This is a genomic window from Gramella sp. AN32 (genome assembly GCF_023718305.1).
Lineage (GTDB): Bacteria > Bacteroidota > Bacteroidia > Flavobacteriales > Flavobacteriaceae > Christiangramia > Christiangramia antarctica.
Window position 1 is genome coordinate 158,863 of record NZ_QEYO01000003.1, and the last position, 22,868, is coordinate 181,730.

22 protein-coding genes are annotated in these 22,868 nt (G+C 38.3%); 11 read left to right on the top strand and 11 right to left on the bottom strand.

What is annotated here, in order from left to right; translation table 11 throughout:
* Positions 1-38: 38 nt before the first annotated feature.
* Positions 39-611: a DUF5004 domain-containing protein gene (locus DHD80_RS05095; RefSeq protein WP_251740067.1), complete on the bottom strand. Its 573-nt coding sequence runs from the start codon at positions 609-611 to the stop codon at positions 39-41.
* Between the two features lie 363 nt (positions 612-974).
* On the opposite strand from DHD80_RS05095, the gene rplM reads away from it, so the two are divergent.
* The 6 genes from rplM (at position 975) to DHD80_RS05125 (ending at position 6,232) form a co-directional block, all read left to right on the top strand.
* Entirely contained in the window at positions 975-1,430 is a 456-nt protein-coding gene (gene rplM / locus DHD80_RS05100; protein WP_251740068.1) for a 50S ribosomal protein L13, read from the top strand.
* Positions 1,430-1,816, top strand: a complete 387-nt coding sequence (gene rpsI / locus DHD80_RS05105; protein ID WP_251740069.1) for a 30S ribosomal protein S9 — start codon at positions 1,430-1,432, stop codon at positions 1,814-1,816. Before rplM ends, rpsI begins: the two co-directional genes overlap by 1 nt.
* 143 nt (positions 1,817-1,959) lie before the next feature.
* Positions 1,960-2,916 carry a 30S ribosomal protein S2 gene (gene rpsB / locus DHD80_RS05110; protein ID WP_251740070.1) on the top strand — a complete coding sequence of 319 codons (957 nt, stop codon included), beginning with the start codon at positions 1,960-1,962 and terminating at the stop codon, positions 2,914-2,916.
* A gap of 83 nt (positions 2,917-2,999) precedes the next feature.
* Entirely contained in the window at positions 3,000-3,824 is an 825-nt protein-coding gene (tsf, locus tag DHD80_RS05115; protein ID WP_251740071.1) for a translation elongation factor Ts, read from the top strand.
* Positions 3,825-4,220: 396 nt separating this feature from the next.
* Positions 4,221-4,943: a methyltransferase gene (locus DHD80_RS05120; RefSeq protein WP_251740072.1), complete on the top strand. Its 723-nt coding sequence runs from the start codon at positions 4,221-4,223 to the stop codon at positions 4,941-4,943.
* 113 nt (positions 4,944-5,056) lie between these two features.
* On the top strand, positions 5,057-6,232 hold the full coding sequence (locus tag DHD80_RS05125; RefSeq protein ID WP_251740073.1) for an acyl-CoA dehydrogenase family protein: 1,176 nt from the start codon (positions 5,057-5,059) through the stop codon (positions 6,230-6,232).
* Between the two features lie 468 nt (positions 6,233-6,700).
* Here the strand turns inward: DHD80_RS05125 and DHD80_RS05130 are convergent, their stop codons facing one another.
* The 7 genes from DHD80_RS05130 to trmB form a co-directional block, all read right to left on the bottom strand.
* A complete protein-coding gene (locus DHD80_RS05130) occupies positions 6,701-7,036 on the bottom strand; it encodes a 2Fe-2S iron-sulfur cluster-binding protein (protein WP_251740074.1) in 336 nt (111 codons plus the stop codon).
* A gap of 311 nt (positions 7,037-7,347) precedes the next feature.
* Positions 7,348-8,409, bottom strand: a complete 1,062-nt coding sequence (locus tag DHD80_RS05135; protein WP_251740075.1) for an NAD(P)/FAD-dependent oxidoreductase — start codon at positions 8,407-8,409, stop codon at positions 7,348-7,350.
* A 23-nt stretch (positions 8,410-8,432) separates the two neighbouring features.
* Positions 8,433-8,675 carry a NifU family protein gene (locus DHD80_RS05140; protein WP_251740076.1) on the bottom strand — a complete coding sequence of 81 codons (243 nt, stop codon included), beginning with the start codon at positions 8,673-8,675 and terminating at the stop codon, positions 8,433-8,435.
* Positions 8,676-9,809, bottom strand: coding sequence for an Mrp/NBP35 family ATP-binding protein (locus tag DHD80_RS05145; RefSeq protein ID WP_251740077.1), 1,134 nt, complete (start codon positions 9,807-9,809; stop codon positions 8,676-8,678). It abuts the gene before it with no gap.
* A gap of 143 nt (positions 9,810-9,952) precedes the next feature.
* Positions 9,953-10,282, bottom strand: a complete 330-nt coding sequence (locus tag DHD80_RS05150) for an MGMT family protein (RefSeq protein WP_251740078.1) — start codon at positions 10,280-10,282, stop codon at positions 9,953-9,955.
* The gene (locus DHD80_RS05155) at positions 10,279-10,908 is read right to left on the bottom strand and encodes a LysE family transporter (RefSeq protein ID WP_251740079.1); all 630 of its coding nucleotides are present in this window, start codon (positions 10,906-10,908) and stop codon (positions 10,279-10,281) included. The genes DHD80_RS05150 and DHD80_RS05155 overlap by 4 nt, the downstream gene beginning before the upstream one ends.
* A 6-nt stretch (positions 10,909-10,914) precedes the next feature.
* Entirely contained in the window at positions 10,915-11,589 is a 675-nt protein-coding gene (gene trmB / locus DHD80_RS05160; protein ID WP_251740080.1) for a tRNA (guanosine(46)-N7)-methyltransferase TrmB, read from the bottom strand.
* A gap of 67 nt (positions 11,590-11,656) precedes the next feature.
* On the opposite strand from trmB, the gene DHD80_RS05165 reads away from it, so the two are divergent.
* A complete protein-coding gene (locus DHD80_RS05165; RefSeq protein ID WP_251740081.1) occupies positions 11,657-12,718 on the top strand; it encodes a glycosyltransferase in 1,062 nt (353 codons plus the stop codon).
* Here DHD80_RS05165 and DHD80_RS05170 read toward each other — a convergent pair.
* Positions 12,656-13,735 (bottom strand): ATP-binding protein, encoded by a 1,080-nt coding sequence (locus DHD80_RS05170; RefSeq protein WP_251740082.1) that lies wholly within the window; start codon positions 13,733-13,735, stop codon positions 12,656-12,658. The genes DHD80_RS05165 and DHD80_RS05170 overlap by 63 nt on opposite strands.
* A complete protein-coding gene (locus tag DHD80_RS05175) occupies positions 13,735-14,418 on the bottom strand; it encodes a response regulator transcription factor (protein ID WP_251740083.1) in 684 nt (227 codons plus the stop codon). The genes DHD80_RS05170 and DHD80_RS05175 overlap by 1 nt, the downstream gene beginning before the upstream one ends.
* A 177-nt stretch (positions 14,419-14,595) precedes the next feature.
* Here DHD80_RS05175 and DHD80_RS05180 point away from each other — a divergent pair, with 177 nt between their 5' ends.
* The 4 genes from DHD80_RS05180 (at position 14,596) to DHD80_RS05195 (ending at position 20,959) form a co-directional block, all read left to right on the top strand.
* A complete protein-coding gene (locus DHD80_RS05180) occupies positions 14,596-17,391 on the top strand; it encodes a TonB-dependent receptor (RefSeq protein WP_251740084.1) in 2,796 nt (931 codons plus the stop codon).
* Positions 17,392-17,438: 47 nt separating this feature from the next.
* The gene (locus DHD80_RS05185) at positions 17,439-19,415 is read left to right on the top strand and encodes a hypothetical protein (RefSeq protein WP_251740085.1); all 1,977 of its coding nucleotides are present in this window, start codon (positions 17,439-17,441) and stop codon (positions 19,413-19,415) included.
* Positions 19,416-19,564: 149 nt separating this feature from the next.
* Positions 19,565-19,903: a T9SS type A sorting domain-containing protein gene (locus DHD80_RS05190; RefSeq protein ID WP_251740086.1), complete on the top strand. Its 339-nt coding sequence runs from the start codon at positions 19,565-19,567 to the stop codon at positions 19,901-19,903.
* An 81-nt stretch (positions 19,904-19,984) separates the two neighbouring features.
* Complete coding sequence (locus tag DHD80_RS05195) at positions 19,985-20,959, top strand: acyl transferase (protein ID WP_251740087.1); 975 nt, start codon at positions 19,985-19,987, stop codon at positions 20,957-20,959.
* A gap of 485 nt (positions 20,960-21,444) precedes the next feature.
* On the opposite strand, the gene tyrS is transcribed toward DHD80_RS05195, so the two are convergent.
* Complete coding sequence (gene tyrS, locus DHD80_RS05200) at positions 21,445-22,743, bottom strand: tyrosine--tRNA ligase (protein ID WP_251740088.1); 1,299 nt, start codon at positions 22,741-22,743, stop codon at positions 21,445-21,447.
* Positions 22,744-22,868: the final 125 nt, after the last annotated feature.

Sequence of the window (22,868 nt, forward strand, 5' to 3'; positions counted from 1 at the left end):
TCGGAAGGTCTTAAAAACTAAAACGACAATAAATTATTCTAGGCTTTCTTTTTATATTTTAAATATAGGATAGTAATATCTGAAGCTTGGGTTCCACCGGGATCGGTGACATATTGTTGTGATTCAACATCATTTACTGAGAAAGAGAATTCACCACTTTCCAGGTTTATTTGTTTAGTATGTATATATTCTACCTCGTTTATTGTGAGGGTCAACTTAAGATCACTTCCGGTGATTTCCCACAATCCTGAATCTGCCATGCGATCTCCAAGACATGCAAATTTATCACCACTCACTGAACTTTCGAAGGTCATCTGGGCATTTATAGATGAAAATTTACCATCATCGTAAAAAATAATATTCATATTATCAAAACAGGGAGTTTCTATTAACAGGTTACTATTAAAAGTTCCATCATCATCGAGATCTACTTCAGTATCAGCGACCATCTGTATGAGATCCCATTCTCCAACCATTTCGGCAGGATCGATTACTGTCGCATTTGAAACTTTAAAATTCTCATTACTTACTGGCTCATCTTTTGAGCAACTTCCTAGGCTTATAGTAAAGCACAAAAGGGCCAACAATTGGTAAGTGGGTTTAAATCTCATTGGGGTACAATTTTAAATTTGGGATTACAAAACTACGCTGAATTTAGAATTATTATAATACTTTTAAGATTAAAAGTAACGTTTATCGATTTTTAACATCATTTCATCGATAAGCATTAAGAATTAAATTACAAATCTGCTTAAAATTTAGGTGAAGGAAGAAATATGTGTTTTTTTAAAATATTCCTTCCAAGAAAAATTTACAATTCATGAGGAAAAAAGCCAAGTAATTTGAAGTCAATAAAATAATGATTTCCATATTTGCTATCTGAATTTATAATTGTACATTTGCACCCCTGTTTTCTCGATATAGATTCGTGCGAATGGGATTGGAATGTTTAATTATTAGTAAAATCAATTAGTGTGGACACATTAAGTTACAAAACAGTATCGGCCAATAAGGCTACCAGAACCAAAGAATGGGTGATGGTTGATGCTGAAGGACAATCTTTAGGTCGTCTTGCCTCTCGGGTAGCATTCTTGCTACGTGGTAAGCATAAACCTAACTTCACCCCACACGTTGACTGCGGTGATAATGTTATCGTTATCAATGCGCAGGCGATCAACTTAACAGGTAAGAAATGGGACGCGAAGGAATACATCCGTCACACAGGTTACCCGGGTGGACAAAGAAGTCTTACAGCTTTAGAATTATTCAACAAAAATCCAGAGAGACTTGTTGAAAAAGCCGTGAAAGGCATGCTTCCAAAAAACAAACTTGGAGCAGAATTATTCAGGAATTTAAAGGTTTATGTAGGATCTGAACATGATCATGAAGCTCAAAAACCTAAAACAGTTAAATTAAACGACATTAAGTAATGGAGGTAATTCACAAAATTGGCCGTAGAAAAACTGCTGTGGCTCGTGTGTATGTTTCAGAAGGAAAAGGAAACATTACCGTAAACAAGAAAGACCTTAAAGATTACTTCACTACTGGACCTTTATTATATAAAGTGAACCAGCCAATGATGCTTACCGGAAATGAAGGAAACTTTGATGTTAAGGTAAATGTTTACGGTGGTGGGATCACGGGACAGGCTGAAGCGATCCGCCTTGCACTATCCAGAGCGATGGTGGCATTAGACGAAGAAAACCATGGTGCTCTTAAGCCAGAAGGTCTTCTTACCAGGGATCCACGTATGGTAGAACGTAAGAAATATGGGCAGAAGAAAGCTCGTAAGAAATTCCAGTTCTCTAAACGTTAATATTATTCGGGATTATTTCCGAAAAGTTCTTAGAAAATTTAATCAAATTGTTGTTATCCCGGTAGCTATCGGGAAGTTAGTTTAGCATCTAAACCACGCCAAAGCGTGGTTGCTATCTCAACAGAAAGTAAACTATTACAAAAATGGCAAACAAAGTAGACGTTAAAGAATTACTTGACGCAGGTGTACATTTTGGTCACCTTACCAGAAGATGGAACCCAAACATGGCCCCTTATATTTATATGGAGCGCAATGGGATTCACATTATCAACTTATATAAAAGTGCTGCAAAAATGCAGGAAGCGGGAGATGCGCTTGCAAAGATCGCAGCCAGTGGGAGAAAAGTCCTTTTCGTAGCCACTAAAAAACAAGCAAAAGAAATCGTTGCGGAACAAGCTGAAAAGGCAAATATGCCTTATATCACCGAGCGTTGGCCTGGTGGTATGCTTACCAACTTCGTTACTATTCGTAAAGCTGTAAAGAAAATGGCTACCATCGATAGAATGAAGAAAGACGGTACTTACAATACACTTTCTAAAAAAGAAAGACTTCAGGTAGACCGTTTAAGGGCTAAGCTGGAAAAGAACTTAGGTTCTATTAATGATATGTCCAGACTCCCTGCGGCTCTTTTCGTAGTGGATATCACCCGTGAACATATCGCAATAAAAGAAGCTCAAAAATTAAACATTCCAATTTTTGCCATGGTAGATACAAACTCAGATCCTCGTGAGGTTGAGTATGTAATCCCATCAAATGATGATGCTTCTAAATCGATCAGCAAAGTAGTTTCTTATATGGCCGATGCTATCGTTGAAGGTCTTTCAGAAAGAAAAACTGAAAAGTCTCCTAAGAAAAAGGACGAGAAGGATGCTAAGGCTGAGAAAACTTCAAAAGCTGAAAAATTTTCAGATTCTGAAGAGAAAAAACCAAAGAAGAAAAAATCTGAAGCTTCTTCCAAAGATGCCGAAGTTCCTTCTAAGGATGCCGAAGACAAAAAGGCAATAAAAGAAGCGAAGCAGGAAGTGAAGCTTGAATCAAAAAGCGAAACTTTAGATAAAGTACAGACCAAGAAAAAAGCTTCTAAAGACGAAGAAGAATAGAATTTTATAAAACCTTAAAAAGTCGTTTAGTTTCTTTCTTTAGAGTGAGTTTCTAAACGACTTTTTCAATAAAAAAATATATTATGGCTAAGATAACCGCCGCAGAAGTAAATAAATTAAGAAAAGCTACCGGTGCCGGTATGATGGATTGTAAAAATGCATTAGTGGAAGCTGATGGTGATTTTGATACAGCAATCGAACTGCTTAGAAAAAAAGGCCAGAAAGTAGCTGCAAAGCGTGCCGACAGAGATTCTTCTGAAGGTGCTGCAATTGCAAAAGTAAGTGACGACAACTCCAAAGGTGTGATCATTTCTCTAAACTGCGAAACAGACTTCGTGGCAAAAAATGATGATTTCGTGAAATTGGCCAACGATTTCGCTGATTTGGCCCTAAAAGCTTCTTCTAAAGAAGAATTATTGGCAGCCGATTATAAAGGAATTACGGTGGAAGAAAAACTTACCGAGCAAACTGGTGTTATTGGTGAGAAAATCGAAATTGGCGCATTCAAAACGCTTGAAGCCCCTTTCGTAGGTTCTTATATTCACGCCGGGAACAAAATTGCTGTTTTAACAGGTCTTTCTAAAAACGTTGCCGGAGCCGAGGAAGCTGCAAAGAACGTTTCTATGCAGGCTGCTGCAATGAATCCCGTTGCTTTGAATGAAGATGGAGTAGATCAGGAAACTATCGATAAAGAGATCGAAATTGCTAAAGATCAATTAAGACAGGAAGGAAAGCCGGAGAATATGCTGGATAAGATCGCTCAGGGAAAACTTCAGCGTTTCTTTAAAGATAACACGCTTGTTCATCAGGCTTATATTAAAGACAACAAGCAAAGCGTTGCAGAATATGTAAAATCTGTAGACAATGATCTTGAAGTTGTAGCTTTTGAAAGAGTCGCTTTAGGCTAACTTAAAAGTTTATATATAGAAAAGAGGTTTTATTAATTTAGAACCTCTTTTTCTATTTTATATATAATACACCAGTCATCCTGAACTTGTTTCAGGATCTCTTGAGAAGCTGAATCAAGTTCAGCGTGACGAAAAATGTCATTTCGAAGGAGTGCAACGACTGAGAAATCTCTTATTTAAACTTCATTTAGAATGAGATTCTCCCTTTGGTCGAAATGACAATCCTAGGTAGTCATTCGTTATATTTGTCATCGCGAGCGCATCGTGGCGATCTCTTTTAGTCTGTGTTTTTTAATTGAGATTGCTTCGGTCACTTCGTTCCCTCGCAATGACGAATGCTTTGTCACATTGAGTGTACTCGAAATGTGATTTTTCACTAATATTATATTTTGACACATGTCTAACCAAGCATTTAAGTTTAAAGAATTCACCGTAAACCAGGATCGTTGCGCCATGAAAATTGGTACAGACGGTGTGTTACTGGGGGCCTGGTCTTCATTACAACATCTTCCTGAACGTATTCTGGATATTGGCACAGGAACCGGCCTTATCGCTTTAATGCTGGCGCAACGTTCCGACGCTATGCTTATTGATGCACTTGAAATTGAAGAAAACGCCTACGAACAGTCGGTTGAAAATTTTGAAAATTCAGATTGGGGCGATCGCCTGTTTTGTTACCACGCTGCTTTCGATGAATTTGTGGAAGAAATGCAGGACGAAGAGAAATACGACCTCATTATTTCCAATCCGCCATTTTTTTCCGAAGACTATAAAACCGGAAAAGAAAACCGCGACCAGGCTCGTTTTGCAGATGCACTACCTTTATATGATCTAATCAAAGGCGCTTCACTCCTACTTTCTGAAAATGGACATTTTGATTTGATCATTCCTTTTTCCGAAGAAGAAAATGCGATCTCCACCGCCGAAAAATTCAAATTATTCCCGAATAAGATTACCAGGGTAAAAGGCACCGAAGATTCGCCAATAAAAAGAAGCCTTATTAGCTTTGGATTTGAAAAACCGAATCCTAAAACAGAGCAGCTCATTCTTGAAATATCCAGGCATAATTATACTGAAGATTTTAAGAAACTGGTCAAAGATTTTTATCTGAAATTATAACAAGGAAACCTGCAAGGTCTTTAAGACCTTGCAGGTTTATACCCTCTAAATCGTAAATAAAAGATTGCTTCACATAGAAGACTTGGTTACATTTGTTAGAAACGCTACACAAAATGAAACCAGATCAATTTCAGGCTCCAGATTATTACAATCTTGACGAACTGTTGAGCGACGAGCATAAAATGGTTCGTGATGCAACTCGGGAATGGGTAAAACGCGAAGTTTCCCCTATAATCGAAGAAGCTGCACAGGAGGCAAAATTTCCCAAGCAACTTATAAAAGGTCTTGCTGAAATTGGTGCTTTTGGACCCTATATCCCGGAAGAATATGGCGGAGCCGGATTGGATCAAATCTCCTACGGACTCATCATGCAGGAAATTGAACGCGGCGATAGTGGGATTCGTTCTACAGCATCTGTCCAGTCTTCTTTAGTGATGTATCCAATCTTTAAATATGGAACCGAAGAACAGAGGAAGAAATTTCTTCCAAAACTGGCTTCCGGGGAAATGATTGGATGTTTTGGTTTGACTGAACCAGATCATGGCTCGAATCCCGGCGGAATGACCACGAGTTTCAAAGATAAAGGAGATCATTATTTGCTGAATGGAGCAAAAATGTGGATCTCCAATTCACCTTTTGCAGATATTGCCATTGTTTGGGCAAAAAACGAAGAAGGAAGGATCCATGGCCTTATAGTGGAACGTGGAACGGAAGGCTTTACAACACCAGAGACCCATAATAAATGGTCGCTACGTGCCAGTGCTACCGGAGAATTGATCTTTGATAATGTAAAAGTCCCTAAAGAAAACCTAATGCCCAATAAGTCCGGACTTGGAGCTCCTCTGGGGTGCCTGGATTCTGCCAGGTATGGAATTGCCTGGGGAGCCATTGGTGCGGCTATGGACTGTTATGATACGGCCTTAAGATATGCTAAGGAAAGAGAGCAATTTGGGGTGCCCATTGCATCTAAACAATTGCAGCAAAAAAAACTGGCAGAAATGATCACAGAGATCACCAAAGCACAATTATTAGCCTGGCGCCTGGGAACGCTCAGAAATGAAGGTAAGGCAACAACCGCTCAAATATCCATGGCTAAGCGTAATAACGTGGAAATGGCTATTAATATCGCTAGAGAAGCCCGTCAGATCTTAGGCGGAATGGGAATTACGGGGGAATACAGTATCATGCGCCACATGATGAACCTTGAAAGTGTAATCACGTATGAAGGAACTCATGACATCCATTTATTGATCACTGGAATGGATATTACGGGGCATGCTGCTTTTTAAGTTGACCCGCGCTGAGCTTGTCGAAGCGCAATTTTTAGCAGGTTTTAAGAGGTTTCGCAATGACTTTCCAGAGTTCAAAGTTGAAAGTTGAAGGCTGGTTGTTGGAAGGTGAAAAGTGAAATAATACGTCACTGCGAAAGAGCATAGCGACTGAAGCAGTCTCATGAGTGAAGGGGGAAGTTAAAAACTAATTCTCTTGAGATTCTTCACATGCGTTCAGAATGACATCCCATGAAATTTTTACGGTTATTTCGAAGGAGCAAGGCGATTGAGAAGTCTCTTAATAATAATTAACCTTCATCAAATACAGATTCCTCACCTTCGCTCGGAAGGACAACCTATACAATATCTCACGGTCATTTCGAAGGAGCAAAGCGACTGAGAAATCTCTTAGAAATAAATAATTTCTTCAAAAAGAGATTCCTTACCTATAACCTATATCCGGAATGACAATTTATGAATGAGAATTTATTCTGAAGCTGGGGCGATCCTAATTTCGAGGCCTTCAAGATCTTCTGTTATCGGGATTTGGCAACTTAAACGTGAATTGTCTTCCACAAAAAAGGCCTGGTCCAACATCTCCTCTTCCTCGTAACTTTTTTCAGGTAATACATGCTCAAAATTGAGCATATAACACTGGCAGGAGGCACACATGGCCATTCCCCCACAAATCCCTATGCTGCCTTCAGGAGCCAATTCATAAGAACGAATTATTTCCATAAGGTTCATGTTCATATCTGTAGGAGCATCTATCACGTGAGCTTCACCTTCACGGTCGATAATGGTAATTTTAACGTCAGACATTCTTTTAATATCGATTTTTATTCGTCAGGCTGAACTTGTTTAACTTCGTTGAATCTTCGATTTCAGCTTCTCAAAAGATTCTGACTTTTCAACTACGCTACCATTTACGTATTTATTTGCGTACTATAGACCCTGAACCAAGTTCAGGGTGACGATACTGATCTTTAAAATTACCGTCATGCTGAACTTGTTTAACTTCGTTGAATCTTCGATTTCAGCATCTTATTAGATATTCTAAAATACGTCAATTTCCTGCGCTAGTTAAAACTTTTTATCACTTGCCTCAAGGGATTGTTCAGAATGATTAAAGTTTAATTAATGTTCTTAACAACTTCTCTTTTCGCTTCTTTTTTACTTCCGTCGAAACCATTCACGCCACTTACCGTCGTATATTTCATGACATATTTCTTGTCCGGATTAATCCTTTGGTAAGCACTCTGGCACATGATCGCAGCTTCATGAAATCCACATAAAATCAGCTTTAATTTGCCTTTATAGGTATTCACATCACCAATAGCATAAATTCCCGGAATATTAGTTTGATAATCATACGCATTATCAACCTTTATCGCGTTTTTTTCAATTTCCAGTCCCCAATTTGCAATGGGCCCCAGTTTGGGGGAAAGTCCGAAAAGGGGAATAAAATGATCTGCGGTTTTTTCCTCTTCCCCTCTTACTTCATCTTTATGTCTAATAATAACCGTTTTAAGGCTATTATCGCCTTTTAAATCAACAACTTCAGCATTTGTAATTAAATTGATTTTACCAATTTTGGAAAGTTCTTCCACTTTTTCTACGGAATCCAATGCTCCACGGAAATCTTTTCTACGGTGAACTAAGGAAACTTCTTCGGCAACCTCTGCCAGGAAAATGGACCAGTCTAATGCTGAATCACCTCCACCTGCGATCACCACTTTTTTATTTCTAAACACTTCCGGATCCTTGATAAAATAATCAACGCCTTTTTCTTCGAAATCCTGAATTCCCGGGATAGGAGGCTTACGGGGTTCGAAACTTCCCAATCCGCCGGCAATCACCACGACGGGGGCATGATGTTTTGTACCTTTATTGGTAGTAACTATAAAACTCTCATCTCCTAGTTTTTCAATAGTTTCAGCGCGTTCTCCTAAAGTAAATCCAGGTTCAAACGGTTTGATTTGTTCCATCAAATTATCTACCAGTTCACCAGCAAGAACTTCCGGGAATCCTGGAATATCATAGATGGGCTTTTTGGGATATATCTCTGAACACTGCCCGCCCGGCTGCGGCAAAGCATCAATTAGATGACATTTCATCTTCAGCAATCCCGCTTCAAAAACTGCAAAAAGGCCTGTAGGCCCGGCTCCAATTATAAGTATATCGGTTTTGATCATGAAATTCTTTTTACTGAAAATGGCTATCTTTCTATATTGACCACTTTTTCAATTTGAGGCACATATTTTTTAATCGTCATCTCCACCCCGCTCTTCAAAGTCATTTGATTTACGGTACAGCCAACACAGGCACCTTCAAGTTGCACTTTTACCAAACGATCATCTTCGATAGAAACCAAAGAAATATTTCCCCCGTCACTTTCCAGGAAAGGACGAATTTCGTCAAGTGCCTTTTCAACATTTAATTTTATTTCTTCAGTCGTCATTTATTTTTTATTAACTGCACTACAACCTGCCATCGTAGTAATTTTTATAGCTTCGGTTGGAGGAAGTGTTTTATTTCGATTTACCGTTTCCTGCACTATATTTCGGGTAATTTCTTTGAAAGCAGTTTCTAAAGGTGTTCCGGTTTGCAATGCCGCCGGTCTTCCAATATCTCCAGATTCCCTTAAACTTTGTACTAAGGGGATTTCTCCCAAAAATGGAACTTTTAAATCTTCAGAAAGATCTCTAGCCCCTTTTTCCCCGAAAATATAATATTTATTTTCAGGTAATTCCTCAGGAGTAAAATAAGCCATGTTTTCCACGATTCCCAAAACAGGCACATTGATGCTTTCCTGCTGAAACATTGCCACTCCTTTTTTAGCATCTGCCAGTGCTACGTTTTGCGGGGTACTTACTACTACCGCCCCCGTAATAGGCAAAGATTGCATGATAGAAAGATGAATATCACCGGTTCCCGGAGGGAGATCTATCAACATAAAATCCAGTTCTCCCCAGGCGGCATCAAAAATCATTTGATTTAGAGCTTTCGCCGCCATGGGTCCTCTCCAAACAACCGCCTGGTTTGGTTTGGTGAAAAATCCAATGGAAAGAATCTTTACGCCGTAATTCTCTACAGGTTTCATTTTAGATTTCCCGGCGATATTTACCGAAAGTGGCCTTTCAGCTTCCACATCGAACATAATGGGAGTGCTGGGACCATAGATATCAGCATCCAATATTCCTACACTAAAGCCCATTTTTGCCAGGGTCACTGCTATATTTGCGGTAACTGTAGATTTACCCACGCCACCTTTTCCTGAAGCGACCGCTACAATATTTTTGATCCCTGGAATGGCTTTACCTTTGATTTCAGGTTTCTTATTGGGAGTTTCAACTTTAATATTTACTTTGACTTTTGCCTTTTCGTATACCTTTTCATGAATAGTTTTCATGATGTCTACCTCAGCCCTTTTCTTAATATGCAATGCAGGAGTGGACATCACAAGATCTACCACCACCTCATCACCAAAAGTCATCACATTCTGAACCGCGCCGCTTTCAACCATATTTTTACCTTCACCGGCAAGACTTACAGACTCAAGCGCATTCAGAATATCTTTTCTATCTAATTTCATTTAAGCAATTTTAAACCAGTTTTTATACGTCTTACTTAGACTGATTCTAAATGCAAATATAAGTGGAAATGCTAAGAATATAAAGGATTTATAAACATTAGATTTATTGGGGAATAGGCGAAAATTATAGGAAGAAGAAATCCTTAATTCAATTCTTTCATGGGATCCCAAAAGAGTTTTTCAAAATCCTGAACTTTTAGATCCTTTACTTTTACTCCTTCAGCTTTTAGTAGGTTCTGCATGGCATTACTATCCCCAAAGTGGCTTTTCCCGGTTAGAAGTCCGTTTCTATTTACTACTCTATGTGCAGGAACATCAGCCATTCGTCCTGAAGAGTTCATTGCCCATCCTACCATACGTGCACTTCCCGCGGAACCCAGGTATTTGGCGATGGCACCGTAAGAAGTTACCCGTCCTTCAGGAATGAGCCTGCAAACGTCATAAACTTTTTGAAAGAAACCAGGATCTGTCACTGCGAAGAAGTAAAAATTCTAATAATAGTGATCACTACCAGCACAAGCATCAAAAGTGCCATAAAGTAATTGGAATATTTTGCAAAAGTTTCCGCTTTTTCTTCAATTTTAATAAAGGAGATGACATAGAGATATAAGGTGGCGAAAGTTCCCAAAGCTGCTGCAAGGGAAAAACTTATAACGATGGACCAGTCATAAGATATATCAGAAGAAACATCCATAGTACCGGCAATCGCAACAAAATAAGGAATGGGGAAAATATTTAGCACTGCTACCAGCATTCCCTTAAGAATACTATTGGCATTGGCTTTTTTAGAATGGTGATGGATCCCTTTTCGATTTTTTCCCTGGAGGAAGAAATATATCATTAGTATGGAAAAAATTACCAGACCGGCCCGCAATAAAATTTTTCTGATATAGGGATGATCAAAAATATATTTTGCCAGTAAAACCGCAATTAAAGCCTGGATAAGAACAATAATGGAAGCACCAATGGCCACATACATTCCATTCTTTTTACCACTTTCCACACAGGTTTTTGCAACAGTCATATTCACTAAACCCGGCGGAATAACCCCCAGAAATGCCGCAAAAAAAGTGATAAGGAATAATTTGGTTTCTTCCAATTGCCGCTATTTTATCTTGAAATGAATATAGGTGATAGGTTTTCCTTTTTCAAGATACTGTTTTTCATAGAATGTTTGTATGGCGGTAACCGATTTAGGCGAATATTCATTACTATAGGCATCATGATGCGCATATAATATCTCATGCCCCTGCCCATGGAGAAGTCCCAGCGTGTAACCATGCATAAATTCTGAATCTGTTTTTAAATGCACGGTTCCTTCAGGGATAAGGATCTTTTTATATTTCTGCAGAAAATCTGAATTCGTCAATCTGTGCTTAGTGCGTTTGTATTTTATTTGTGGATCTGGAAAGGTGATCCAAATTTCGCTTACTTCATTTTCAGCAAAAGCATCATCGATAAGCTCAATTTGCGTCCTTAGAAAAGCAACATTCCCTAAATTTTCCTCCAGTGCAGTTTTCGCCCCACGCCAAAACCTGGCGCCTTTTATATCGACCCCAATAAAATTCTTTTCAGGATATTTTCTAGCCAGGCCTACGGAATATTCTCCTTTTCCGCAGCCTAGTTCTAAAACAATGGGATGATCATTTTTGAAAAAATCCTTTTTCCATTTTCCTTTTAAAGGAAATTTCTGATCTGTCAACTCTTCTCTTGAAGGCTGGATAACATTATTGAATGTTTCGTTTTCCCTGAATCTCTTAAGTTTGTTCTTACTTCCCAATGAAAAATTGATATTTTGGTAAAATTAAAGAAAAACAAAGGGATAGCTATAAGAATATATTTGTTATATGAAGAAAAAAAGGATTCTTGTAGCCGCACTTAATTGGGGCCTGGGACATGCAGCACGGTGCATTCCCATTATAAAAGAATTACAAAAATTTGATTTTGAGCCAGTATTAGCTTCAGATGGCGCTGCCCTCGAATTATTCAGGCTGGAATTCCCTAAGCTCATTCATATTGAATTACCCACTTATGACATTCAATATTCAGAAAAAGGAGAAAATCTTAAATGGAAATTATTAAAAGATTCCCCTAAAATTCTCAAAGCGATCAAAGCCGAAAAAAAGCTTACCCGCAAGATTGTAAAAGAGTACGGGATTGAAGGAATAATTTCTGATAATCGCTTTGGGGTTAGAAGTTCAAAACTGAAGAAAAATATTTTTATCACCCACCAGTTAAAAGTGTTAAGCGGTAATACTACTTTTTTAAGCAGTTATATCCATCATAAATTTATTGGACAATTTGAGCAATGCTGGATTCCCGATGTTGCAGATGCAAAAAACCTCAGCGGAATTCTGGGGCATCAGAAGATAAAAGATCCAAACATCAAATATATAGGCATATTGAGCCGGTTTGAAAAGACCAATCCGCCTGAAGTATTCGATTATCTTATTTTGCTTAGTGGCCCTGAACCGCAGAGAACTTTACTCGAAAATATCCTTTTAAAAGAAATTGAAAATTCAGATAAAAAGATCCTCTTTATTCGTGGAGTTTTTGACGAATCGAAAACAGCCAGTTCTAACCCGAATGTTTTGATCAAGAACCATCTCTACGGAAGGTTTTTGCAGGAAGCTCTTAATTCCAGCAAAATAATAATTTCCAGGTCTGGATATTCTACTTTAATGGATCTTTCCCAGTTGGAAAAAAAGGTCTTTTTCATCCCTACGCCCGGCCAGCCCGAACAGGAATATTTAGCTGAAAGACTAGAGAAAATGGGCGTTGCCCCATTTGTAAAGCAGGACGCATTTAAATTTTCTTTACTGAAAAATGTTGATAATTATTCAGGTCTAAGGAATTTCAGCAATAGTAGTACCTTCGGGGACCTCTTTTCCTTTTTCCATAGTGAATGAGAATTCACTTCCTATTCCAAACACGCTTTCTACATAGATTTTTTCCCCGTGGGCTTCCAGGATATGTTTTACGATGGAAAGTCCTAAACCGGAGCCACCCTCCTTGCGTGAGCCACTTTTATCTACTCTGTAAAAGCGCTCAAATAGCCTGGGCAAATTTTCTTTGGCAATACCTTCCCCATTATCGGTTACTCTAATAATCACTTTATTTTTAATAAGATTTTCCACGCTAACTTCAGTAGTTCCATCCTTCTTTCCATATTTAATCGAATTTACCACCAGGTTACTTAGCACCTGCTGAATTCGCTCTCTATCACCTCTTACTAAAACAGGTTTTACATAATCCATATCGAAAGTTAAGGTGATATTTTTCCTGGCCGCTTTCATCTCTAAGAGATCGAAAGAAGATTTTATTAATTCAATAATATCAAAGGTTTCATAATAAAGGTGCAGCTCACCTACTTCAAGCTTAGTGATCATGTCTAAATCTTTAACGATGTAGATTAACCTTTCCACTCCTTTACTGGCCCGGGTCAAATATTTTTTCCTCACCGCTTTGTCTTTATAAGCGCCATCCATTAAGGTAAGGATATACCCCTGAACGGTAAATAAAGGCGTTTTTAATTCGTGGGATACATTGCCCATAAATTCTTTTCGATAGGCTTCCCTAACTTTTAGGGTTTCGATTTCCAGCTTTTTATCTTCCGCGAATTTTTGAACTTCACGAGTAAGGCTGGACATATCTGTAGTGATCTGGCTTGGATTCAGATTTTTGGCGTCAAGTAGCGACACATCGTCGTAGATCTTTTTAATCCTTCGATAAATAAATCTTTCAACTCTATACTGGATAATAAAAAAGGAAAAAAGGAAACATCCGGTCATAAACATCAGTAGATACAACCAGGAAAATTTCACTTCAAGATACATGAACAGCGTCATAAAAACTCCCAAAAATATGGTTAAATAAATGGAAGTTCGGGTAGAAAACCTGTATGATCTCTTGAATTTTGCCGACATTAAACTACCAGTTTATAGCCTACGCCTTTTACGGTTTTTATTTTATCGTCTCCAATTTTTTCCCGGAGTTTTCTAATATGAACATCAATAGTTCTTCCCCCAACTACAATATCATTTCCCCATACCATATCCAGAATATCTTCACGTTGAAAGACTTTGCCGGGTTTTGAAGCCAGTAAAGAGAGCAATTCAAATTCCTTACGGGGAAGGGACATTTCATTGCCATTTTGAATCACTTTATATTCTTCCCTGTTTATAATGATATCGCCCAATTTTAGGATTCCGTCAGATGTTTCACTATCTCGAAAACGTCGCAGTAAAGCTTTTACCTTACTAACCAGGACTTTCGGTTTTATAGGTTTTGTTATATAATCATCAGCCCCCGCATCAAAACCGGCCATTTGTGAATAATCTTCTCCACGAGCGGTCAGAAATGTAATGATCGTATTTTCCAGATCAGGCATTTTTCTTATTTGTTCACAGGCTTCAATTCCATCCATTTCAGGCATCATCACATCTAAGATAATCAAATGTGGCTCCCTCTTTTTGGCAAGTTTAACTGCATCTGCACCATTACTTGCCGTGATTACCTGGTAACCTTCCGAAGAGAGATTATATCCAACAATTTCGAGAATATCCGGTTCGTCATCTACCAATAAAATAAGAATGTCCTTTTTCTTCATGACTTAAATGTATGATTTAGTTGCTCTAAAATTAACCATTAATTTCAATATACTTCACGGGTTTGGAATTAGTAACATTAAGCTAACACTATAATGACAAAGGATTAATCCTCACCTAACACAGGCTTTACCTACCCGCCGTTAATTTGCATCAAGATTTTATAGCAAATAACAAACATGAAATATTTTATTGCAATTCTTATATTTTTTACAACCATATCCCAGGCTCAGGAAACTACCACCGGATCTATCGCAGGAAAGCTTACCGACAAGGAAATGAACGGTGAACCTCTTCCTTTTGCGAATGTGGTGATTAAAGGCACCTCTAAAGGAACTACATCAGATTTTGACGGATTGTATTCTCTAAATAATCTGGAGCCCGGAACTTATACCATAGTATATAGCTTCGTAGGATATGAGACTTTAGAAATTCCTGAAGTAAATGTTGAAGCGGGAAAAGTCACAGAAATTAATACGGAATTAGGCTCCAGTGCTGCCGCTCTTGAAGAAATTGTGATTACTACGGTTTCCAGAAAAGATTCACAGGTTGCTTTATTAATAGAACAAAAAAATTCAATTGAAATTAAGGAAAGTATTGGAGCCCAGGAACTGGCAAAATTAGGAGTTTCTGATGTTGGTACGGCGACCACTAAGATTTCAGGAGTAACCAGTAGTGAAGCATCGGGGGATATTTTTGTGCGTGGGCTGGGAGACCGCTATTTGTACAGTACCATGAATGGTCTTCCTATCCCTTCAGACGATGTGGAAAGAAAAAATATTGATCTGGGACTTTTTCCAACCCGCGTTATTCAGAATGTGAGTATTAATAAAACCTTTTCCCCAGAAACATCTGCCGATCAGGCTTCAGGGAATATCGATATTATTTCCAGGGAATTAAGAGGTAAAGATGAATTGGATCTTGGGTTAAGAATTGGTGTAAATACCAATGCCGCTGGGGAATTCAGCAATTTTAAAGTTTCTCCTAACCAGGATGATGTCTATTTTGGTTTTTATGATCAAAAAGTTCCAACTGAATATTCCTTAAATAATCAAACCTGGAATACCAAAAAAGATCCTTTTCCCATCAACCGCACCTATTCTTTAACTGCCGGAAAAGAATTTGGAAAGCTTCGAACTTTACTTACCGCCTCACAATCGGTAAAATTTGAATATAATCAGGGAGTTTTCAGAAATTACAAAAGTAATGACCTGGAAGATGAATTTACCGATGCTACCAATTTTTCCAAAACTGATAATACCACGGCCCTTATAGATCTTGGATTTGAGATCGATAACAATAATCGTTTAAAAGCAACGAGTCTTTTCATCAACAAATTAACTGATGAGGTTTTTGAAGCCGGTAGAAATGGCGAAGGCGTTGTTTTTGAAGAAACCAATACCGCGGAAGATTTTAATCAGTTCGTGCGTGATCAGAACATCAAGCAAACCCGTCTTTGGGTAAATCAGTTACATGGTGACCACTCTTTTTTTGATGGAAAAAATGAGCTGGATTGGGGAGTTGGATACAATTTGGTAAATGCCGATGAGCCAAACCGAATTCGAAATGAGGTGAATATAAGTCCTACGTTACCAATTCAACTGGGTAGAACGGGTGGATATCAACAAAGAAAATCAACACAAAAAATTGATGATACCGAGTTAAATGCCTTGCTTAACAACCGCTATAATTTCTTAACTGACGAGGAGGATTCTGAGAAGAAAGTTTTTGTTGAAGTTGGAGGTAATTATCGAAAAAAAGACAGGGATTTTATATCTCAATTCTTCGGAGCTGATGAAAATCAATTCAACACAGTGAATCCCACTTCTATTGATGATCTTTCCAGTGTTTTCACCACTGCTAACTTTAATTCCAGGAGATTAAGCTTTAACCAACTTAGCCCAGATCTTTATATTGGAACTTTAAAATCGTATAGCGGTTATGCATTCTTCAACTACGGAACTGAAAAATTTAATATCAATATTGGAGGCAGATATCAAAACGATGATCTGCATGTAGTTTTTGATGTAAATAACTACCCCGTAAACCTTCCGAATTTCGTTTATAAGAATTACGAGAATATTTATCCCGCGGCTAACTTGAAATTTTCCCCAACAAAAAATTCAAATATTAGGTTAGCTGCCAGTAAAACGATCACCCTGCCAGAGTTTAAAGAAGTAGCTCCATTTGAGTATGTTTCCCAAACAGGACAAGTGACGCGTGGCAACCCAAATCTGGAAGCTTCCAACAACTTAAATTTTGACCTTAAATATGAAATTTTCCCAAGTTCAGGAGAGCTAATTTCATTAACAGGTTTCTATAAGAATATTAAAGACCCTATCAATAAAGTACAGGAAAGGGGTGCTGCCGGTGTGTTTTCTTATTTCAACGCCGGAGAAGAAGCAAATATTTATGGCCTTGAATTAGAAGCCAGAATGGACGTTTATGAAAATGAAGCGCCGGAAGGATTTGATGTGGCTGTTTCTGGAAACGTTTCCAGAATGTGGCACAAACAGGATCTTAAAAATGTAAATGATGCCAATGGCAACTTCGTAAGAACCTTTAGATATAATAACAAAAAAGAGATTGGATTACAGGGGGCTTCCGACTGGATTTTTAATGCATCTGCCAATATTTCTACGGAAACCGATAATCCCTTTAGAGCAACCTTAGTTGGAGCTTATGCTTCAGACAAAATTTATGCTTTGGGAGCACCTGAAACTCAAAACCAAACCAACGTTTTCTATAATGACGAAATCGTAGAAAAAGGATTTGTCACGCTGGATTTAATTATGGCCAAGGAACTTAGTGAAAACTGGGTTCTTGAATTCCGCGGGCAGAATTTGCTTAATCCTGAAATCGAAAGATATCAGGCGATTAGACCTACCTCCGGAAATGCAGGAGAAACCAACCAAACAGTTAGAAGTTACACCAGGGGCGCTGTCTTAAGTCTTGGGGTGAGCTATTCTTTCTAAAACTGAAATTATTATTAATCGATTAGAGAAAAATTAAAATCTAAACCATGAAAACAAGATTTAAAAGTATGCTGACTCTTGCTGCTGTTGCGATTTTTGCAACTTCCTGTAGCAATGACGAATTGGTGATCGAACCAATAGATCCCACGAATTCCGGGGGCAATCCCACGGGGACCGAACTAAATGGTAGTGTGACAGAAGACGTGACTTTAGAGTCTTCCCAATCGTATAGCCTAACAGGGGTATATTCCATCGAATCTGGAGCTACGCTAACTATTCCTGCCGGAACTGAAATAGTTGCTGATGCTGATCTGGATCAAAGTGATGCGACCAACGTTTATATCGTGATTCAACAAGGAGCCAAAATTAAGATTCAGGGAACCTCTTCCGCACCGGTAATTATGAGATCTGCCAATGGGAACTCCGGAAGTTGGGGTGGTTTGATCATCGCAGGGAATGCTAATACTACTGCCGGTTCTGGTGCAACTGCTGAAGTTGGTGGAATTATCTATGGTGGGAGTGACGATACTGATAATTCAGGATCCATCAATTACCTGATTTTGTCTGATGCCGGTGCCCAAATCAATGCGGAATCTCAATTTAACGGACTTTCACTTTATGCCGTAGGTTCAGGAACTTCTATCAAGAATGTTGCTTTAATTAATGGAGCTGATGACGGGGTGGAATTTTTCGGTGGATCTGTTTCAGCTTCCAATATGTATCTTGAAAATAACGAAGATGATGCAATTGACTGGACTGAAGGTTGGAGCGGAACTGTAAACAATGCTTACATTCTTCATACGATTGGCAACTTCTCAACTGCTCTGGAAGGAGATGGGGAAGACAACAGTCCAAAATTCAATAATTTAACCGCTGTGTCTACTACCGGTGGTACAGCTTTACAATTCAAGAAACAATCTGGAGCAATTATTACCGGTCTTTCTTTATCAGGTTATGACACTTCAATTGAATTGACTGAAGAAACCAGAACTGATGTTTCCAATATCGAAGTAGAAGGAGCCAATGCAGATCTTTCTAAATCCTATTCTGGTGCTGCTTCTGTAGATGTCTCTTTATTTAATTGGATTAGCAACAGAGGCCAGGTTGCCATTCTTCCAAATATAATTGAAAGCAACCTAACTCTGGATGCAGGTACCGAGTATGTGATTTCAGGAGTTGTATCTGTAAACGATGGAGCAAGCTTAACTATTCCTGCCGGAACAACCATCACCGCACGCAGTGATGCTGAAAATGAATCTACCAGTATTTATATTGTAGTTCAAAAGGGTGGTATGATCAATATTAAGGGAACTGAAAATAATCCCGTAATTATGGAATCTACTTCCGGGACTCCTGGAAGCTGGGGCGGTTTGGTCATTGCCGGGAATGCTGAAACTACTGCCGGGGCGAATGCAACTGCCGAAGTTGGGGGTATTATTTATGGTGGAAATGACAGTGAAGACAATTCAGGTGCTATCTCTTACCTCATCATTAAGGATGCAGGAGCGCAAATAAATGCGGAATCTCAATACAATGGATTATCCTTATATGCAGTAGGATCTGGTACTACTATTGAAAACGTAGCTATTCTTAATGGAGCTGATGATGGTGTGGAATTCTTCGGCGGATCTGTTTCTGTGACTAACTTCTATCTGGAGAACAATGAAGACGATGCAGTAGACTGGACTGAAGGTTGGAATGGCACTATTACTAATACTTATGTAAAACATACGATCCCTAATTTTTCAACGGCGGTTGAAGCAGATGGTGAAAACAGAAATCCACGAATTGTTAATTTTACCGCTGTATCCACTACAGGAGGCACCGCTTTACAATTCAAAAAACAATCTGGAGCGACCATTACCGGTATTTCTTTAAGCGGGTATGACACTGTATTAGATATTACAGAAGAAACTAGAACTGACCTTAGCGGAATTCAAATTGAGGGAATTGGAGCTACTCTGGATGCCACTTATAATACTGAAGCCACCGTAGATGTCAATATTTTCAATTGGGTGAATTAACCTTGTTTTGAATATAATTTTTAGCCTTAAAAAGCGGACGCATTTTTTGTAGTCCGCTTTTTTATTTTAATATTTTCCTACAACTCAAATTTAATGGCAGGATTTTTGAAATTTTATTTGTAAGTTTGTGCTAATCTGTAATTTAGAGAATGAAGAAAAGATACTTTTTGGTCTTCTTATTGTTTGGTTTCCTTGCTTTTGCCTCTCCGGCCATTGCACAGGAATCAAATCCTTCTGCTCTAAGAACAGAGCGTCCAATTGACGGGCTTTCTATTTATCCCAATCCGGTAACTGGTGGGAAAGTTTATATTTCTACTACTCTCAACAAAGAAAAAAAGATCGAGATCTTTAATATTTTGGGCAAACCGGTTCAAAAAACTCAGTTAAGGGGGAGGGAATTAGATGTTTCCACACTTACACCGGGAATTTATATTTTAAAGATTGAAGAAGGTAGTTCCAGGGCAACTAAAAAACTGATCGTAAAATAAATTAGCACCTCTTTTATTTTTCCAGCTTCTGTTTCAGAGGCTTTTTTTATTCCTTAATTTTGCTGAAATCTTCTGAAGTTAATGCTCGAGAAAGAAATTTTCCATATTTCCAATCCTTCTGAATTTGATCGGATTTGCCTGGAAGTTTATAAATTTCAGTATGAGAATAATGAAGTTTATCAGCAATTTTCGAATCTGCTCAGGAAGGATCCAGATAATGTAAAGACTACACCCGAAATTCCTTTTTTACCCATTGAATTTTTCAAGACAAAAGAAGTTATTAGTACAAAAAAAGAATCTCAGCGTATGTTTACCAGTAGTGGTACAACCGGGCCACTAACCAGCAAACACTACGTTGCTGATATTTCCCTATATGAAAAAAGCTTCAATCTTGCTTTTAAAGAATTTTATGGCAATCCTAAAGATTATGCGATTTTAGCTTTACTCCCATCCTACCTGGAACGGGAAGGCTCATCATTGATTTATATGGTTGATGCATTGATCCGGCAATCCGGCAATCCAGACAGCGGATTTTATTTAAATGATCTGAATTCACTTTCCAGAAAACTATCGAAATTAGATACTTCGGGCCAAAAGATACTTTTAATAGGCGTTTCCTTTGCCCTGTTAGATCTTGTGGATTCCCAGAAATTCAACTTAAAAAATACGATAATCATGGAAACCGGCGGCATGAAAGGACGGCGCAGAGAGATGATTCGCGAAGAACTCCATGAAATTTTGAAAGCAGGTTTCGGTGTTGCTGAAATTCATAGTGAATATGGGATGACGGAATTATTATCACAGGCATATTCCCACGGAAATGGAATTTTTGAATGTCCACCCTGGATGAAAATCTTCATTCGTGATCCTGAAGATGCTTTAACTTTCCTTCCCGAAAGTAAAACAGGCGGCATTAATGTGATCGATCTTGCTAATTTATATTCCTGTTCTTTTATAGCCACTCAGGATCTTGGAAAAATTAAAGATGAAAAAATAGAAATTCTGGGAAGATTTGATAATAGCGATATTCGCGGTTGTAATCTTATGGCACTCTAAAAAGAAATGTATATCCGATTAATTTTCTAATGTAATTTTTTGTCATCCTGAGACCCCTGAAAAAATTTATCTAGCATTGGGAATTGACATATTTTTTAGCATCTCTAATAAGATGCTGAAACAAGTTCAGCATGACGGCACTTCTAAAAACCCGCATCATCACCCTGAACTGGTTTCAGGGTCTCTAATACCTAAATAAAAATACATCAATGGCAGCGCAGTCGAAGGATAGACAAAAAGAGTCCCAACTACGACCAAGAGGGAAAATTTATCTGCATTTACATTTTCAGATCTTTAGGGTACGATCAAAAAAAGACTTAAATTTCTTCTAATTTTTGTAAACTAATCCAGCTTATTTCGACCCACTATCTGCAGGCAGTTATTAATATGAAACTGGTTGCTGGTTAGGTTAGTTTTTTCATATTTAGTTGGTTAGTTAGTTGTAAACCCCTTCGCTATTTTAGATTTTGAAGGGGTTTATACTTTTAATCCACTACTCGAATGATGTAGGTGTTTTTCTTTCCTTTATTCAGGATCACATATTTGTTATTCAGAAGATCTTTTTCAGAAATTATAAAATCTTCTTTTACTTTTTCTTTATTTACGGAAACCGAATTTTCTTTTAAAGCTCTCCTGGCCTCCCCATTGGAACTTAAAAACCCTGTTTTTGCGGAAAGCGCTGCGATCATATCCAATCCTTCCGCAATATCATTTCTGGAAACTTCAGCCTGGGGCACGCCTTCGAAAATATCCAGGAAGGTTTTTTCAGTTAAACCTTTAAGGTCTTCCGCGGTGCTTTTTCCGAATAATACTTCTGAAGCTTTTACCGCATTTTCATATTCATTCTCATTATGCACGGTAATCGTAACTTCTTTTGCCAGCGTTTTTTGAAGTAATCTTTGATGTGGTGCTTCTTTATGTTCCTTTATGATCTTCTTGATCTCTTCTTCTTCAAGAAAGGTGAAGATTTTAATATATTTCTCGGCATCTTCATCACTGGTATTCAACCAATATTGATAAAATTTATAAGGAGATGTCCTAGTCGCATCCAGCCAGATATTTCCACCTTCACTTTTTCCGAATTTACTACCGTCACTTTTTGTAATTAAAGGACAGGTGATCGCATAGGCTTTACCCCCGGCTTTTCGTCGCACAAGTTCAGTCCCGGTGGTGATATTTCCCCACTGGTCACTTCCCCCCATTTGGATGCTTACCTTATGTGCATCGTATAAATGAAAAAAATCATATCCCTGAACCAGTTGATAGGTAAATTCAGTGAAAGACATCCCTTCAGTCCCTTCCCCGGAAATTCTATTTTTTACAGAATCTTTGGCCATCATATAATTCACCGTGATATGTTTCCCCACATCGCGGATAAATTCCAGAAAACTGATATCCTTCATCCAGTCATAATTATTCACTAAAACGGCATCATTTTCATTTCCACTCTTGAAGTTTAAAAACTGGGAAAGCTGGTTTTTCACACATTCCTGGTTATGCCGCAACGTTTTCTCATCCAGTAAATTTCTTTCACTGGATTTTCCGCTGGGATCCCCAATCATTCCGGTTGCGCCTCCAACGAGTGCAAAAGGTTTGTGCCCTGCCCGTTGCAAATGTGCCAAAAGCATGATAGGCACAAGATTTCCTATATGAAGGGAATCGGCAGTTGGATCAAAACCAACATAGGCAGAACGCATTTTTTCATTCAAGTGTTCTTCAACCCCGGGCATGGTATCGTGTAACATCCCACGCCATTTTAATTCTTTAATCAAATTTTTTTCCATAAATCGCAATCCTTTTACTAAACTGCCCTGCGGAAAGTCCACAAAGTAGAAAAATATACAAAATAAGCCTTAAGCGCGATATTAAATCCCACTTTAGTGGGTAAAGATAGGATAAGTCTTTATTT

Excerpts from the sequence above, each read along its gene's own strand:
- DHD80_RS05095 (WP_251740067.1), bottom strand. The coding sequence starts at position 611 with ATGAGATTTAAACCCACTTACCAATTGTTGGCCCTTTTGTGCTTTACT.
- rpsI (WP_251740069.1), top strand. The coding sequence starts at position 1,430 with ATGGAGGTAATTCACAAAATTGGCCGTAGAAAAACTGCTGTGGCTCGT.
- rpsB (WP_251740070.1), top strand. The coding sequence starts at position 1,960 with ATGGCAAACAAAGTAGACGTTAAAGAATTACTTGACGCAGGTGTACAT.
- tsf (WP_251740071.1), top strand. The coding sequence starts at position 3,000 with ATGGCTAAGATAACCGCCGCAGAAGTAAATAAATTAAGAAAAGCTACC.
- DHD80_RS05120 (WP_251740072.1), top strand. The coding sequence starts at position 4,221 with ATGTCTAACCAAGCATTTAAGTTTAAAGAATTCACCGTAAACCAGGAT.
- DHD80_RS05125 (WP_251740073.1), top strand. The coding sequence starts at position 5,057 with ATGAAACCAGATCAATTTCAGGCTCCAGATTATTACAATCTTGACGAA.
- DHD80_RS05130 (WP_251740074.1), bottom strand. The coding sequence starts at position 7,036 with ATGTCTGACGTTAAAATTACCATTATCGACCGTGAAGGTGAAGCTCAC.
- DHD80_RS05135 (WP_251740075.1), bottom strand. The coding sequence starts at position 8,409 with ATGATCAAAACCGATATACTTATAATTGGAGCCGGGCCTACAGGCCTT.
- DHD80_RS05140 (WP_251740076.1), bottom strand. The coding sequence starts at position 8,675 with ATGACGACTGAAGAAATAAAATTAAATGTTGAAAAGGCACTTGACGAA.
- DHD80_RS05145 (WP_251740077.1), bottom strand. The coding sequence starts at position 9,809 with ATGAAATTAGATAGAAAAGATATTCTGAATGCGCTTGAGTCTGTAAGT.
- DHD80_RS05165 (WP_251740081.1), top strand. The coding sequence starts at position 11,657 with ATGAAGAAAAAAAGGATTCTTGTAGCCGCACTTAATTGGGGCCTGGGA.
- DHD80_RS05170 (WP_251740082.1), bottom strand. The coding sequence starts at position 13,735 with ATGTCGGCAAAATTCAAGAGATCATACAGGTTTTCTACCCGAACTTCC.
- DHD80_RS05175 (WP_251740083.1), bottom strand. The coding sequence starts at position 14,418 with ATGAAGAAAAAGGACATTCTTATTTTATTGGTAGATGACGAACCGGAT.
- DHD80_RS05180 (WP_251740084.1), top strand. The coding sequence starts at position 14,596 with ATGAAATATTTTATTGCAATTCTTATATTTTTTACAACCATATCCCAG.
- DHD80_RS05185 (WP_251740085.1), top strand. The coding sequence starts at position 17,439 with ATGAAAACAAGATTTAAAAGTATGCTGACTCTTGCTGCTGTTGCGATT.
- DHD80_RS05190 (WP_251740086.1), top strand. The coding sequence starts at position 19,565 with ATGAAGAAAAGATACTTTTTGGTCTTCTTATTGTTTGGTTTCCTTGCT.
- DHD80_RS05195 (WP_251740087.1), top strand. The coding sequence starts at position 19,985 with ATGCTCGAGAAAGAAATTTTCCATATTTCCAATCCTTCTGAATTTGAT.
- tyrS (WP_251740088.1), bottom strand. The coding sequence starts at position 22,743 with ATGGAAAAAAATTTGATTAAAGAATTAAAATGGCGTGGGATGTTACAC.